General features: G+C 48.1%; 11 protein-coding genes. 4 read left to right on the top strand and 7 right to left on the bottom strand.

The window, feature by feature from the left end; translation table 11 throughout:
* Position 1: 1 nt before the first annotated feature.
* The 3 genes from ACVA58_RS09625 to ACVA58_RS09615 form a co-directional block, all read right to left on the bottom strand.
* Positions 2-1699, bottom strand: a complete 1698-nt coding sequence (locus ACVA58_RS09625) for an alpha-amylase family glycosyl hydrolase (protein ID WP_446510228.1) — start codon at positions 1697-1699, stop codon at positions 2-4.
* The gene (locus ACVA58_RS09620) at positions 1699-4389 is read right to left on the bottom strand and encodes a glycoside hydrolase family 38 N-terminal domain-containing protein (protein WP_446510227.1); all 2691 of its coding nucleotides are present in this window, start codon (positions 4387-4389) and stop codon (positions 1699-1701) included. Before ACVA58_RS09620 ends, ACVA58_RS09625 begins: the two co-directional genes overlap by 1 nt.
* A 108-nt stretch (positions 4390-4497) precedes the next feature.
* Positions 4498-5907 (bottom strand): PTS fructose transporter subunit IIC, encoded by a 1410-nt coding sequence (locus tag ACVA58_RS09615; RefSeq protein ID WP_446510226.1) that lies wholly within the window; start codon positions 5905-5907, stop codon positions 4498-4500.
* Positions 5908-6083: 176 nt separating this feature from the next.
* Here ACVA58_RS09615 and ACVA58_RS09610 point away from each other — a divergent pair, with 176 nt between their 5' ends.
* Positions 6084-6728 carry a MurR/RpiR family transcriptional regulator gene (locus ACVA58_RS09610; protein ID WP_446510225.1) on the top strand — a complete coding sequence of 215 codons (645 nt, stop codon included), beginning with the start codon at positions 6084-6086 and terminating at the stop codon, positions 6726-6728.
* 132 nt (positions 6729-6860) lie between these two features.
* The gene (locus tag ACVA58_RS09605) at positions 6861-7064 is read left to right on the top strand and encodes a hypothetical protein (RefSeq protein WP_446510224.1); all 204 of its coding nucleotides are present in this window, start codon (positions 6861-6863) and stop codon (positions 7062-7064) included.
* A 221-nt stretch (positions 7065-7285) separates the two neighbouring features.
* On the opposite strand, the gene ACVA58_RS09600 is transcribed toward ACVA58_RS09605, so the two are convergent.
* Together ACVA58_RS09600 and ACVA58_RS09595 are read right to left on the bottom strand one after the other, a co-directional pair.
* Positions 7286-8851: a DHA2 family efflux MFS transporter permease subunit gene (locus ACVA58_RS09600; RefSeq protein ID WP_446510223.1), complete on the bottom strand. Its 1566-nt coding sequence runs from the start codon at positions 8849-8851 to the stop codon at positions 7286-7288.
* 3 nt (positions 8852-8854) lie between these two features.
* Positions 8855-9955 carry an HlyD family secretion protein gene (locus ACVA58_RS09595; protein ID WP_446510222.1) on the bottom strand — a complete coding sequence of 367 codons (1101 nt, stop codon included), beginning with the start codon at positions 9953-9955 and terminating at the stop codon, positions 8855-8857.
* A 186-nt stretch (positions 9956-10141) separates the two neighbouring features.
* Between ACVA58_RS09595 and ACVA58_RS09590 the strand changes: the two genes are divergently transcribed.
* Positions 10142-11065: a LysR family transcriptional regulator gene (locus ACVA58_RS09590; protein ID WP_446510221.1), complete on the top strand. Its 924-nt coding sequence runs from the start codon at positions 10142-10144 to the stop codon at positions 11063-11065.
* A 7-nt stretch (positions 11066-11072) separates the two neighbouring features.
* On the opposite strand, the gene ACVA58_RS09585 is transcribed toward ACVA58_RS09590, so the two are convergent.
* Together ACVA58_RS09585 and ACVA58_RS09580 are read right to left on the bottom strand one after the other, a co-directional pair.
* Positions 11073-11600 carry a glycine zipper family protein gene (locus ACVA58_RS09585; RefSeq protein WP_446510220.1) on the bottom strand — a complete coding sequence of 176 codons (528 nt, stop codon included), beginning with the start codon at positions 11598-11600 and terminating at the stop codon, positions 11073-11075.
* Positions 11601-11763: 163 nt separating this feature from the next.
* Positions 11764-12750: a DUF3187 family protein gene (locus tag ACVA58_RS09580; protein ID WP_446510219.1), complete on the bottom strand. Its 987-nt coding sequence runs from the start codon at positions 12748-12750 to the stop codon at positions 11764-11766.
* A gap of 626 nt (positions 12751-13376) precedes the next feature.
* On the opposite strand from ACVA58_RS09580, the gene ACVA58_RS09575 reads away from it, so the two are divergent.
* Entirely contained in the window at positions 13377-15218 is a 1842-nt protein-coding gene (locus ACVA58_RS09575) for a sulfatase-like hydrolase/transferase (protein ID WP_446510218.1), read from the top strand.
* The last annotated feature ends 37 nt before the right edge of the window (positions 15219-15255 follow it).

The following is a 15255-nucleotide window of genomic DNA, read 5'->3' as shown; positions in this document are numbered from 1 at the left end:
CTTATTGTTCATGCTTGAGCCAAGTAAATTGATACGGTGCTAAAGTCGCTTGCGGTGCGAAGGTTTCGCCGCTGATCAAATCCGTACCGCCCTGCGTTAAGGTTACGGCTTGGGGTTGGTTGGTAAGGTTGAGGATATAGGTAATGCGCTCTTTACCCTCGCCACGGATCAGGCCAAAGAGGCCTTCGCCCAAGTTCAGTACTGTCTGCGCCGAACTTGGTGAAAACGCGGCGTGCTGCTGGCGCAAATTCAGTAGTTTGATCATTTTACTGTATACCTGTTGGCGCAAAGAACCTTCAGTGTTCAATGCTCGCTCTAGCTCACCCAGGCTGAACTTCTCGCGATTAATACGCCGGTTGATACCGGATTCTTCCATGCCTGATATGTCATTTTCACTGCCGAGGAAGCTGTGGTAGTAGATGGCCGGTACACCGATAAACGACAGCAGTAGTGACTGCGCCGCAAGGAACTTACGCGCCTTGTTATCGGTGCTGTCGTTAGGCTCGGTGATGGCACTGAGGTAGTTGATATTGAGCTCATACGGAGACTGGGTGCCATCACCGTTGTCTTTGTAATTCACTCGTCCGCCTTTGCGCTCGACTTCACTACACATAAACTGGCGATCTTCATCGCACAAAATGCCTTCTGTCGGGCGAACCCCGATGCCATCATGGCTGGCAAGAAAGTTGAAATAGGTGGTCTGGCGTCCGGCGCTGAGGTTGTCCATTGCCTCGCGAGTGAGTCCTTCGGCCCATTGGGTTAGCACAGTGCTGTCCTCGGAAAGAAAAGCATGCAGGGTCAAAGGTGGCAGTGGGAACTGGTAGACCATGTGAGCTTCATCACCATCGCCGAAATACGCTACGTTTTCTGGGTGGGGCACATTGGTTTCGGTGATCAGCAAGGTGCCGTTGGCGGCGATATCCAACACCAAACGCCACAGTTTGATAATGTCATGAGCTTGTGGCAAGTGAATACAGCTGCTCCCAAGCACTTTCCAAATAAAGCCAATAGCATCAAGACGGATAGAGCGTCCACCGTTGGCTGCATACATTAGCAGGATATCAATGCTTTCCAGCAATATTTGCGGATTGGCAAAGTTGATATCGATCTGGTCGTCCGAGAAGGTGGTCCAGACATGGGCGGTTTCACCGTTGGCTTTGGTGAACGGCGTTAGCAGCGGCAATGCCCTCGGGCGGGTGACACTGCTGTAGTCCAAGCAGGGATCGGATTCGACGAAGTAGTTCTGGTAGCGTTCGTCGCCCGCCAGGTAACCCTGGAACCAATCACTGCTCTTAGAAATATGGTTGATGACACAGTCGTACATCAGGTTGAAATGTTCAGCCAAGGCATTGAGCTCACCCCAATCTCCTAAGTTCGGGTCGACCTTGCGATAGTCAACCACACTGAAGCCATCGTCCGAGGTATAAGGAAACATCGGCAAGATATGAATATTGCTGATTGTCCCTTTTAGGTACTTATCGGCGAAAGCTTTCATGGTGACCAGTGTTGGTTTGCCATTTTCGCTGATGCTGTCGCCGTAGGTGATTAGGTAGCTGGTCGTTTGGTCAACCCACGCCGGATAGGCAGGGGCTTTGCCTTGCCATTTGTCGATAAGGGCAAGGATCTGTTCGGTGATGTGCGACGCCTGCTCTCGGCCGTAGATCTCGGCCACTTTCTGGGTAATAGCTTGGGCAAACATTAGCAATTTTCCTTATCAAACGGCGCAGTGGCAGCGCAGATCAACCGCAGGTCGAGAGTGTTGTTCGGCGTGACAACAGGCTCGGCATCGGCAATTTCCTGCTCGCGGTAGTTGACGATGGTGACGCCGGCAAAGTGGCTGAATTGGCTCATATCCAACGCGATAGGCTGTTCTGCTGCGTTGAACAGACGTAGCACAACGGCATTGTTATCGTAGAAAGAGTGAGACACGCTCGACAGCTCCAGCTCTTCCTTGATAGCTAATAGACTGAACTGTTTGGACATTGGCTTTTCTTCGAAGCGGACTTGAAAGCGTTCCAGCCGATTTTCGAAGCTGTTGAGGCATTGACGCTGGTAACTGAATGCCTGGTTGAGGTATTCCATCTCCAACTGACGGATCACTTGATGCGATGCACTCTCTGCCATAGCAATGGCAAAGCTGAAACGCATGGATTGCTGTAACTGGGCGTCTGGGGTATGAACGACGGTGTTATTGATCCCCGATGCGCGTCCCGGGCGCCAGAGCAGGTCATCTTTACCAAGGAAACCAACAGCCTTGAACAGGGTCAGTGCAATTCGGTCATGTTGGTTCTTGTGAGCTGCTTTGAGGATTTGGTATTCCTTGATCCCGCGGCCATTAATAATCAATGCCTTGTTATCTTGCTCAGTGTCAGGTGCATTGGCTATTGCGACAGCTCCCTCGGTGGTTTCAATATCTATCGGGCACTCGCGGAAGCGCTCGCGCCAGCTTTCGTCCCCGTTGAACAGTACCGGAGCAACTGGACGTTCTATGGTGGCAAACGGCAGGGTGCTGACTGATGTCTCTGTACTGATATCGCTGTTGATTAACACCCGAACACGGTGGTCCTTGATGTGATTGACTGTATCGATATCGACCTGCAGATTATGCTCGCCATGGTGCAGGGTGAATGTCAGTTTGAACACGATTTCGCTGTTGGTATCGCCTTGGCGGCGGTCTTCCAGGTCTTGCGGAACCAAAATCCGGCTTTGCAGGGTCATTTGCTGCATCAGCTCACCGCGCTGGCTGCTAAGCAGTGATAGCGGCTGCGAGTAAAGTGGCGTATCGCCTTCCAGTGGTGAGAAATCATAAGAATCGCCGTCATCGGCTTGGTTTTCAAACTGGATCACGTTGTTGATACTACGGCCGCTTTGTTTGTCGGTTAGTACCAGTTCACCTTTGTGCAAAGAAAGTTGAAGACGATCATTTTCAATTTGCGTCGATGTGCCGTTTTGTGCCTTGTTCATTGAGTCGGCTTCGCTGACCTGTAGCGTCAGGTAGCCAAGAGCTGGGATATCGTTGATCTTGGCTTTGAGCTCGAAGCGGTAATATGGTGGTACCGGTACTTCCTTCTCGCCGTCTTTGGTCACTTCAATTACCTTACCGCCATCAAGGGTGTCGCGTTTGATCTGCTCAGCAATGACGGGTTGGCCGTTATGTTCCAGCGTTATGTTGGTAAAGGTGCTGAATACCACAACATCAACAATGCCGGAATAAGGTTTGATGCGGTTGTTGAACACCATGATCTCCCCTTCATCACAGACTTGGCTCGCGATGTCTTTGACGATCAGGTTATACAGGCCGTGGCAGATCTCTTCCGCTTGCTTGAGGCGGTGCATGATATCGGCGTTGGTCGCATCGCTGTTACAGCCGCCCATGCTGTCGTGGGCATGGCATTCGATGATTTTCTTCCAAGCGATATCAACAAGTTCGGTATGAACGGTAATGCTATGTGCCTTGGCAATCGCGGTGATTGGTTCAAGCTTTTTCAGTAGAAACTGCTCGATGTCGAAGTTGAGCTTCTTGATGTCGTAGCGCACCGAGCCAATGGTTTTGTGAATACGGGTATAGCGCGGGATCTTGAATTCACCTTCAAATGTGTCGAAATCACGGCTGTTGTTGCGCAGGTAGTCGACATAGTCTTCCATTGACGAGATCACATAGGTGTCACCGGTGCTGCTGCGTTCTGTCGCCTTGGTCAGGGTTTCTGGCAGGTTAGGGTCGATATTGACCTGATCGCCACCGGATGGGATCAGGACTTCATCAAGGCCAGACAGGGCTTTGATTTTTTCGACCATTGGAAAGATTTTGTTGTCGAGATGTGCAGGCTCGGCCACGATATTTTTCGCTGCGCCATAACCGTGGACAAGGTTGTAGGCAATGATGTTATCGCCGCCTGGTGATTGCCAGAAGAAATTGGATCGCTCGACCTGTTGGTCGTAGTCGATGCCGCGCCAGAAAATGATGTTGTCGATGCCGCAGCCCTTAAACAGGGTTGGCATTTGGGCATTGTGGCCGAAGGTGTCCGGCAGGTAACCCACGGTCATGCTGTGGCCAAGTTGTTCGGCGACATGCATGCCGTATTTCAGGTTGCGGATAATGGATTCGCCCGCCACGTTGAAGGTGTCGGTTTGGGTGTACCAAGGGCCGATGAACAGGCGCTTGTTGTTAACTAATGTGGCCATACGCTCGCGCATATGCGGCATGACTTTGAGGTAGTCTTCAACGATGGCAGATTGGCCATCAAGGTGGTAACAGCTGTAGCTCGTTTGGCTTTCCAGCGTCTCAATCACCTTGGTGAAATTGTAAGTAGCGAGGACATCGCTATCTTGTTGGGTGAAGTACCACTCACGATCCCAGTGAGTGTGGGGAATGACATGTACTTTGGCCATGCTGACTTCTCTTCTTTCGTATTAATTGGGTATTACTGGGGCAGTGTTTGCTGCCCCAAATCGGGTATGGGTTAACCTGTATTTCCGGAATGTTTTTTTCAGCCTTGCTTAATGGCTACCTTGAGGCTGCGGTTTGGTACAGAGCAGCAAGGCGATAGCGATAAAGCTTGAGCCGACAATCACCGAGAGGGTGTAGCTCAGCGGATCGGAGGACAGGAACCAGCCCCATACTGCAGGCAGTGGTAGGCTCTGCCATACGTTGAGGACGACGGCCAGCTGGGTACCGATAATGGAGCCAAGGATCATAATCGGGATCATTTTCGGGTTCTTCAATATGAATGGGATAGCACCTTCGGAGATACCGATCAGGCCCAGCATCAGGGATGTTTTACCGACGGTTTGCTCTTCTCGGCTAAATACGCGAGGGCGGAATTTTCCGTCCAATAACGCCGCGATACCGACTCCGATAGGCGGGATGACGATACCGAGTTCACGGGCGATCAAGTCGAAGTTTTCCCCCATACCGTTGAGGCCAAGGGCCACCGAACCTGCGGCTTTGTTGATTGGGCCGCCAAGGTCAAACGCGGTACCGGCTGCGATCACCATAGAATAGATACCTCGCCCCGCATCGCCGGCTTCGGTGAACAATTTGACCATCGTCATGTTGACCGCACCGAAGAATGGGTTAATCGCGTATTCCATGGTCAGTACCATGACGACACCACTGATCAGCGGGACTAGCAACATGGTTTTCAGGGTGGTGAGGTCAGTTCTGACCTTGATGGTGTCATTGAGGTAGCGAACCAGATAACCAATCAGGAAACCGATGGCGATAGCACCGAAAAAGCCTGAAGGCGCCCAGTGTTCGATACCAAAGAAGCGTTTGTAGACTTCATCGCTCATCACCCCACCGATAAAGGCAGGGACAAGAGCGGGTTTTCCGGCAATGGAATAGGCGAGGTAGGCGGCGAAGATCGGGTACATGAACTTGATGGTCATGAAACCGAGGCGGTCTAGGGTTTCGACTGGAGTACCTGAAATATCGACAAATTCACCAGTGATCTTGGCCACGGCCATCAGCAGACCGCCGAGTACCACAACGGGCAGCATGTAGCTGATACCCGTCATGATATGACCGATGAATACTTGGTAGGCAGAGCGTTTTTCCTGGATAGGCAATACCGCACCAGAGTCAGACTTGTCTTTTTTCCGTTTCATCGCTTCAGGTAACAGCACATCAACATGCTTGATCAACTCTTGGGTACGTACCTGTAATGGGTTGGCATTGTCGAAGCGTTCCATATCCATGATAGGGACATCAACGGCCAGTACCACAGCATCTGCGCTGGCAATATCTTGCGAGGTCAGTTTGTTTTTGACCCCGTCACTGCCCTGCGTTTCTACCTTGACCTCATAGCCTTGCTTTTCAGCCCAGCTTTGAATTTTTTTTGCCGCCATAAAGGTGTGGGCGATACCTGTAGGGCAAGCCGTTACTGCGACCAGTTTTTTCTTCGCCATGGTTTCATATCCATTGTTCTTCACTGCGGCCAGTATAAAAAGCCGCCACCGGTAAGCGTTATGGTTTCTTGGTACAAGGTGCGTATGACGATACTTTTGAGAGCTGTCTCACGGATTTTCATCCGCTGTTCGCGCTTAAATACGCTTATCCTATGACGTGACGATTACTCATTACAATGAATACCTTCCGCGGCACTGAACGCATCATCTATGAATTTATTATTAGCCACGCCAAGCAATTGGGCGATATCTCGGCCAAGGAGATCGCGGGCAAGGCGCTGACGACGACTACATCGGTTAATCGGGTGTGCAAAAAAATGGGGTATGCCAGCTATACCGAGTTACGTTATAAGCTGGCGGCAGATTTGGCCCGCCAGCGTTCGTCATCGGAAGAAGAGGGGCTGGATCAGGCTGTAATTGTCAAGTTGGCGGCTGGACTGAAGGCGACTAATGTGGTGTATCTCTATTCCCGTGGCGCGTCGATTGTCAGCGTGAATTACCTGTCCCGTTTTCTCTCCCTTGCTAATATTCCCCACTTGGTGATCACCGATATCCATCAGTTAACCATGGCCAATGCCGGTATTTTGGTACTGATCAGCAAATCTGGGGAAACCCATGCGGTGGTGGATATGGCCCACAATGCCAAACGCAAGGGCATGAAAGTGTTTTCGGTGAGCCTGCGTGGTTCAACCCTGAGTCAGGTCAGTCACCTCAATGTGAATTTGGAAGAGCAGATTGATGGGATTTCGCTGTACAGCCGGGAGAGCCAGCTGCACATACTGGAGGTGGTGGATAAGCTGGGAGAGCAGTTGCTGATTTAACGATATTCAACCTATTTAGGCAATAATGCCCTTTAAAGCAGGAGCTTAACTGTATTGCATTGTTGAGAAATAGCTCAGTTGTTACTATGATTACGTGTTATTGTAAATGATGTTAACAATAAGGTGTCGTGTATGAAGAACGAAGTATTGCTTTTTTTGGAGCGCAACCCTATACGCTCTTGTGAAACAGACGAAATATATTTGACACGGATTACAGATATAGCCATTGAAGAAAATTTGGAAATGAAGAGCTTCTTTCTTGTTCTAGGGGACAAATACCCTCAAAGCTGGAAACAAATCGCTACACTACAAAGTAAGCTGTCTGACGAAAATTAAGTAAACATTAATATAAATATGGCTTTAGTAAAAAAGTAAGAGGTGCTGGTAACTTCATTTCCTAGGTTTACCTTTATTCAGATTTACTAATTCAGACCTGATTTAAGCGTTACCCCTTTTTTAACGTGGTACCTGTTAGAGTATATCTGGGCTAAATTCTTTTCAGCCCAGATTGATTTCCCATCTTCAAATGTGACTATTGGTGCTCCACACGACCATAGTCAATCATCCATACACATGATCAGCACGGCTGCGAAAGCCAGGAAGGCTGTCATCATCAGGAACACATCGTTGTAAGCCATAATAGCTGCATCACGCTGCATGGTGGATAGCAGAGTTGCCTGAGCTTGTTGCATCGCGGTGCCTGCATCACTGCCGGCTTGGATAAAGAAATCACTTTGCTGCAGCATCTGTTGCCAGCCATTGGTGCTAACACTGGGGAGCGACTCCTTGATGTGCCCGAGGTGCTCCCGGGTTTTGTTATCCAGCAGGGTGGCAATAATCGCAATGCTGAATGCCCCGCCGAGGTTACGCATTACATTGGTCAGTGTCGATGCATCAGGCGTATCGGCTTTGCTGATGTGTTTCATCGCTACCAATGACAAAGGCACCATGATAAACGGGCTACCGATGGCACGCAGCACCATGGATAGGATCAGCTGTTGGCCGCCGAAGTCTACGGTCATATGGGTGTTGACGTAACAGCTCACGCCAAACATGGCAAAGCCAAAGGTGACCAGATACTTAGGTTTGATGAACTGGACCAATTTAGGCACGATGGGGAACAGCAGCAATTGCGGGAAGCCCATCCACATCAATACTTCACCGATTTCCATCGCGTTGTAGCGCTGGATTTGAGTGAGATAAAGCGGCAGTACATAAATCGAACCGAGCAGCGCCATCCCGAGGATCAGATAGGCCAGACACGACATCGCAAACTGTCTTTCGCGCAGCAAGCGTAGGTTAACCAGCGGCTTTTTGTGCTGCAGCTCGTTGATCACGAAATAGACCAAGCTGACAGCGGAGATGATTGCCAGAGTGACAATAAAACTCGAGCTGAACCATTCTTCGCGATTGCCTTCTTCCAACACGACTTCTAAACAACCCAGTCCAAGAGCCATAGTAACAATCCCGAACCAGTCGGCTTTGAGCAAGGAGCCGAGATTGAGCGGTTCGTCATCCAGGCCATAGCGGATCATGGAAATCACCAAGATCGCTGGTGGGATGTTGATATAGAAAATGTAATGCCATGATAGGTTTTCAGTTAGCCAGCCACCGAAAGTCGGCCCGATAGACGGAGCGAAGGTGGCAGTCACGCCGAACAACGCCATCCCGACGGCTCGTTTTTGGATTGGCAGTAGCTGTATGACTAGCGAGAAGGCCAATGGGATCAATGCGCCGCCGCTGAACCCCTGCATGGCACGAAAGACAATCATTGAGCTCATGTTCCATGACAATGAGCAGAGGAAGGATGACAGAGTGAAAATCACTGTCGTCCATGTTAAATAACGACGTTTGCCCAGCGCTTTTGATAACCAGCCACTGAGCGGGATCGCGATCATTTCTGCCACCAAATAGGAGGTGGAAATCCACGAGCTTTCATCCAGCGTGGCAGAAAGTGCCCCTTGAATATCTTTGAGCGAGGAGTTGGTGATTTGGATATCCAAAATCGCCATAAAGGCTCCAATTAAGCCGCCAAACAGAGCAATCCAGTGGCGGCGAGGAACATGGAGCGCCTCGCTTTCAACAGCCTGCGGCTGTTGGCTTGTTGTGATCTCTGCACCCATGACTTAGCCTCGTGTATCGACAGTCGCCACGACAGACAACCCCGGGATCAACCTGCCTTTCAGATTTTGTGGGTCTGGAATGGTAATTTTTACCGGTACCCGCTGAACAATCTTGGTGAAGTTACCGGTTGCATTTTCTGGTGGTAATAGCGCAAATTTCGCTCCGGTTGCCGGTGAGAAGCTATCGACTACTCCTTGCAAAGGTTGGTCGGGAAAGGCGTCCAACTCTATGGTGACACTTTGGCCCTGATGGATCCCACCAAGTTGGGTCTCTTTGAAGTTAGCTTCAATCCACACATTGCTAGTAGGTACCAAACTCATCAATGGCATTCCTGGTTGAACATAGAGGCCAACCCGAAGGCTACGTTTGCCAACAATGCCATCAACAGGCGCATAGATGTTGGTGTAGGCAAGGTTGAGTTCGGCCTGTTCAAGCTGTGCTTGTGCTTCGGTCATTGCCGCTTTGGCTTGTTTGACCTGACTGGCAATCACCACGAGTTGATCTTTAGCACCTTGGTAGCTGGCATTGGCTTCTTCGAGCTGTGCTGCGGTGACCTTCTGGTGCGAGGTCATGCTATCGAGTTCATCTTGTGATGAGTAATTGCGTTTGAGCAGGCTGCGGGTTCGGGTTACTTGTTGTTTGGCGCGATCGAACTCGGCTGTAGCTGAGGCAATTTGGCTTTGTACTTGACGGATCTGGGTTTTTTGTAATTGCTCTTGGGCATGAAGGTTGTCTATAGCGGCTTGGCTGACAGCTAAACTCGCCTTGGCCTGATCCAATGCTGCTTCGAAGTCGCGGTCGTCAATTTTGGCCAGCAGATCACCGGCTTTTACTTGCTGGTTATCAGAGACAAATGATTCAGTAATATAGCCGCCGACTTTTGGGCTGATGTTGGTGATATCACCTTGTAGGTAGGCATTATCCGTTGATTCGAAATATTGGCCATATCCAAACCAGTAGCCACCGCCTAGTGCGCCTAGCGAAAGCATGATCAAGGTAGCGATCAGTGGCGCTTTTTTCTTGTTACGCTTGGGAAGCGTGTTTGGCGCTGCTTGTGAATTGTTAGGCGCATCCGCTTTGGAAGCTTGGCGTTGTTCGGTCATTTTACCCTCGTTTTTATACCCAAGTGATATCAAGCTGCAGGTTCTCTGCGGGGAATATTTGGGCTTATAAGAATTGGCTTTAGGAAAGTGTGTCAAATTGTAAATGATATCGATTGGTTGATAAGATAGGAAAAAAGGGAAACACTGTTGCACAAATCTTACTAATAAGCAGAAGGCTGGGTTGTGATGGACTTGAATTCGGTAGCAATTTTTTCACAAGTTGTTGATTGTGGAAGCTTTACACAAGCGGCAGATGTTTTAGATATGACCAAGTCGACCGTTAGCCGAAAAGTCGCTGAGCTGGAGGAGCACCTTGGTGTGCGTTTGATCACGCGCTCAACCCGCAGTTTGATTTTGACGCCCGAAGGTGAAGCGTTTTATCAGTCCTGCGTTCAGATGCTGGAGATCATGGGGCAGGCGGAACTTGAAGTCAGTGCCAATCAGGATTTGATCCGAGGCCGACTGTATGTCGTGATGCCAGTCGAATTGGGGCACCAAGTTTTGGGTGGTTTATTGAATACATTTTTGAAGCAATACCCGTACGTTTCTCTGCATGTTGAAATGACTAACCGTGAAGTGGATGTTATTGGGGAGGGTATCGATTTATATGCCCAAGTCGGCGAATTGGATGATTCAAGCTTAGTGTCGAGAAAGCTGACTGAATCGCGTCGGGTACTGGTTGCGAGCCCTGAGTATCTTGAGCAATACGGCATGATTGAAAGCCCAGCAGATCTCAAAGCCCCACACCATCAAATCAAGGTTCATAACAAGGCGGTGAAAATCCCCAATTGGCACTTGATGCACGAGGGGGGGGCGGTGAGTGTTGATCTGCCATACCGCCTCAGGGTCAATACTATTACGGCATCGCTGTCGGCATGCCTCGATGGCTTGGGGATTGCTCTTTTGCCTGAATTTATCTGTCGTGAACATTTCTCGTCGGGTGAATTAATCCAGTTATTACCAGAGTGGGAGATGCCTCTAGTACCGCTTAGCTTGGTCTATCCACAGCGCAAACTCATGCCTAAGCGATTGCGGGTACTGGTGGATTATTTGGTTGAGCAGTTTGAACTACGGGTGAAAAAACACGCAATCGATGCCGAGTCGCGTTAGCGGGCTGTCAGTTTGCCGCGTATTGTTGCTGGTCGGCTTTCTTGTTGACTGGCTTGTTGTTTGGTTTGTTAATTGATTTGTTGAGTGGATTGTCAGTTGCTTGCTCCTTGCTATCGACATCAGAGCCGACATCAACCTTGGCAAGCTCATCCACTTCAGCATCAAGGATCTCATAGCCCTTGAGCTCCATGCAACGGCGTAAGACCAAGGACTGGGTTTGTGTTGCTTTGACCGAGCCTATTGCTGCTCCGGTACCCGCTCCGAGTGCGAGCCCCCATACCATACTCTCACCCATGCCCACATCATCAGCTAACAACCCGCCAAGGGCTCCTGCAGCGGTACCGATCAACGCCATATTGGTGGCGCTGGTGCGTACGGCTTCACCTTTATCGACTTCCTGGGTTTTTTGGCGGCATTCTGCTAAGTCTTGTTCGTACTCTAACTGAGTTTTGTCGTGGGAACCCACCACCGGAGCGGCATTGTAAGAACAAGCAGAGAGCAATGAAGTACAGATGATCAAGACAAGTCTATTCACCGGGCTAATACCATATATCAATCGACAGATGGCCGTTATGGTATGGTGAAAACATGTCGTCTTCAATACAGTGTTTTTTATTTTATGTTTCTTAATGCTAACAGAGCAATAAATTGGCGGGTTGGCTAAATTATTTACAATGTAAATTGTTTAAGGACGATAGCTACATACGGTGTCGGTATCCGACGGTGAAGGCGATGTCGGTACTGTTATCCATATTGAAGACATTTTCGATCATTGATAGCTCTATTACCCCGCTTTTGGTGTGGTAGCGGTAGCCCAGCAGAAATTCGGTCGAGGGTTCACTCAGATCCGATGTGGCATCACTGGCCCCTTCATAAACATGTACTTCTGCGAGAAAGCGGTGCTTAGGGCTGATCTGGTATTGGTAACTGACGCCTGTGGCGAAGGCAAATTTGTTGTATTTGATTTGTGCCAACACTTCATCATCATGGCGGTAGGAGACACCGAGCAGGGTATAGACGCTGTGCTTGCCTGCTTGGTAGCTGTAATTGAGCTGCAGTGCTTGCTCGAAGTTACTGGTTTTGAATGGTCCGCTGCCAACATAGTTGAAATATAGCGAGCCACCCAGCGATAAACCGTGATGACGGTTTTCCAGCAGTTGGTAACTGGTATAGAAAGAGAAGGCATTGCTAATGGTCTCGCCTTCAAAGTTATGGATTTCGACGTCGTATTGCGGCACCGAGATATCGAAGGAGTGCTTTTCTACTTCATCCCGGCCATTTAAGCCGATGCCGAACGTATCATGGAAGGCTTCAGTCAGCGAATCAAGGCGGTTGTTGGCGGCGAAGCGCCAAGTGTAATCAAGCTCTAAAGCCCATTTGTTGTTAAGTTGCCAATGGCCACCGATCGAGAGGTCATTTTGATAATAGTCGGCGCTATAATCATCGGTATGGGCCCAGACACTGGCAATGGTGCCCGTGGCGTAAAGCTCGACGGTATCTGGCGCATGGCTAAAACCGCTCCTGACCAAGGGAGTCAGCGCGTTCGATTGAAGTGGGGATTGGGCATAGGTTTTTAATGGGCCATAATCGGCATAGCGTTGCTCGGTATCGGCTTGGGCGTTGTCGACATTTCCAGTTAGTGAAAGTACGACGAGTACCGGGAGTTGCTTATTTTTATTATCCATAGGGGAGCCAATGCAGATTTAATCTTGTCCTTTGCCCCATTGTTATACTCACTGATGCTGTCAGCCGCGCTGAGTATGTAATAAAGTAATGCAAATTTTTCAAGGTATTAGGACTAGAGTATAGCTCCCTAGTCGGGGGCCGATGAATTACTTGTAATACGGTTTCGCTTTCCTTGATGGAAGAGAGGTGGGGGAATGGGGCTCTTTAGCTATTACACTCTGTGCATCTGATTTAAATATAGATAAATGATTTCTAAGCAGTTTATCATCAGGCTTGTTTACATAAAGAATGAACCAATATCACAGTGATACTAAATAAAAACGTTTCTATTATTTTTTGAGAGATCACCCAATAAACCCCCGACGCCACTCGATTAAACTGTCGGGTTTTGCTAAATCCTCCGTAAGTATACCTATACTGTTTTTTTGGGATGGTACTCGCAGTTTTTTGCTTTAATTTAATAGAATTAAGTATTTAACTTGGTTGATTTATTGTCGTAATGAATAATTGTTGTGTGCGTTAGTTTTATTGAGTTATTAGAAAGTAACGAAGAAACGTTTTCATAATCTGAGTTTTTTAAAATTATCAGGTTTGGGAAGAACAACACAACGATTATGAGGGAAACATGACGATACCCAGCTTCAAGAAGTGTTTACTTGCGTCTTCATTGATATCCACATTTGGTGTTATGCACCCAGCTGTGGCGAGTACAGCCAGCTCAGTAGCCGATGGCATTAAAGGTCAGCCAAATGTGGTTATTATTGTCGCTGATGATTTGGGGCATGCCGATGCTGGTTTCTACCAAGGGGAGTGGAATAGCGAAGATACAATCAGTAACCAAACAACCAAATATATCCGTAAAATTGCGAGTAATGGTGCAGTCTTTAATCATGGATATGTGACGGCTCCGGTTTGTGGTCCATCTCGTGCAGGTATGCTAACAGGTCGCTATCAGCAGAGTTTTGGCTTTTACAGCAATCCAGCCCCAGACGATCCCGATGACAATGATCCAATGGACCATGCCGAGGGAGTAGAACCGGGTATTCCGACAGAGATACCGACTATTGGAAATTACTTCCAAAATGCTGGCTATACCACCGCTTTTATTGGTAAAGATCATGATGGTGAGGACTGGAAGTTTTGGCCCCATAACCGCGGATTTGATTATTTCTTTGGTTTCAACAATGGTGCTGTCGCCTATGAGATAGGTGATAAAAACCAATTTAATACTTTTACCACTCCCCATTCAACAATGTGGCAAACTTTTGATGCTGGCCATCAAGCCCCTACAGATGAAGAAATAGCCGCAGCTGATCAATTAGTATCCGAACACTTCCAGTTACTTGGCGAGCTGGCTTGTGAGAGCCCCAATGAAAATGATCCAGATGTTTGTGATAAGGAAAGAACAGAGAAACAATTAATTGCCGCATTTGATAAAAATAAAGCTGAAAATGACAGTACCTATGATCCATCGACCTATAGAACTGAATATTATTCTGCGCTAGAGACTGTCGCAGGGCTTCATATTGAGCCGGATTTTGAAGGTGTATACTTGACCGATAAATTCGGTGAAAAGGCGGTGGATTTTATTAGCTCACAGGCTAATGGGCAGCAACCATTTTTGCTCTATCTTGCTTTTAATGCTGTTCACACTCCTTTGAAAGCAACGGATGTTGATGAGTCTGAAATTAACTATGTCGGCCCTGAGTATATTTCAGATGAAGATAAATCAAGTCGTAAAACAGCTCTCGCGATGGCGAAAAGCTTAGATAATAGTGTTTCAAAAATATACAAAAAACTTAAAAGGAAAGGGATTTTAGAAAATACCATTATTGTTTTTGTGTCAGACAATGGTGGTAAACCTAAGAGTAACTTCTCATCGAATAAACCGCTTTCAGGACATAAAGGGGAACTTTATGAGGGAGGCACTCGAGTACCATTTGCTATCTCTTGGCCTGGTAAAATTGAACCTCAGGTAATCGATGAGCCAGTTATTACATTGGATATTTTGCCGACTATTCTGGATGCTGCTGGGGTTGATATGAGCGATAAAGAAGCGTATGACCTTCATGGTGTTAATTTACTGCCTCGGCTCACAAGCCAGTCAGCCAAACTCGAAGACCGCTATTTATTCTGGGATCGTGTCAATAAGGCAGCGGTATTTGATGGTGAATTCAAGTTGCTGAAAACCAGGAAAAAACAATACCAGTTATTCCGATTGAGAGATTGTGGTAAAGATGCTTGTGAATCGGATTCACCGGTTAATTTTGCTGAGTTTGAAGAATACCTTGATAGCGAAGGTAATCCTCAAAAAGATTTTTATGATGTATCGGATGTTAACCCTGAAAAACTGGAGGAGTTGAAAAATGCACTTGCTGCTTTCCAGTGTGAAAATCCAGTTCCAACCTGGGGGGTAAAAGCACCAGACCCAAGTATTTATAATAATCCAGAAGCTTGTCCTGAATAAAATAAACCCTATTGATTATAAATAAGCAAACACCAGG

It is taken from the genome of Photobacterium sp. DNB22_13_2 (assembly GCF_052873915.1).
The sequence above is the reverse complement of the archived record's forward strand: the minus strand, read 5'-3'. Positions and strand labels throughout refer to the sequence as shown.